An 817-nucleotide genomic window follows, 5' to 3' on the forward strand; every position below is an offset into this window, starting at 1 on the left:
GAACCCTCAACTTTATTATCATTTTGTTTTCTTGTATCTATGCTATTAGCCTACTTTGCTATCAATATACTCAGAGCAAAATTAAAGGATTAAAAACGTTCGCCATTTCTCTGTTGTTTATTGGCTTAGGCCCTTTTTTATTGGGATTTCGTGACTCAGCCCCAGATTGGCTGACGATCATTCTTTCCAATACCATCATTATCATCGGCTTTTTGCTCACGTTATATGGCGTCAGCATTTTTCGTAAATTCCCCCTCAAGTGCGCTCATGTACTCACGTTTCTGGTACCGGTATTCAGTGGCCTTTTTTATTACTTCACATTTTATTCGCCATCTATTCGTATCCGAATCATTTTTCTTAGTATCTATTTGAGCTTAGTCACCTTCTGCAGTGGTGTTGCGATGATCAAGGGAAAAAGAGACGATCTAAAACTGCCCGTTCAAGTGATGGCGTACGCCTTCTTTGGGTTTAGTGCTTTTATGGCGGGCAGAACCGTTTGGAGCATTTGGGCACCAGAAGTCACCAGTTTTATGAATGCAGGTATCATCCACCAGCTGACATTTCTATTTAGTATCTGCCTCATTGTTGCTTTGAGCTTCAGTATGTTGTGGTTGATCAACGCAAGATTGGTGAAATCCATCAACGATCTTTCTCATTTGGATGCATTAACTGGGTTATACAATCGACGTGCAATGGAAGTCATTGTGCCTAACCTTGTGAATCAAGCACGCGAAAAAAATACGCCTATCAGCATCGTTATGACTGACGTGGACGATTTTAAAACCATTAATGACCAATACGGACACACCACTGGCGA

At 41.0% G+C, this 817-nt stretch carries 1 protein-coding gene; it reads left to right on the top strand.

What is annotated here, in order from left to right; all coding sequences use genetic code 11:
- Positions 1 to 817 (top strand): GGDEF domain-containing protein (locus R7Q46_RS26180; RefSeq protein ID WP_318078085.1); only part of this gene is annotated, 817 nt, incomplete at both ends.

Source organism: Vibrio sp. 811, assembly GCF_033339195.1.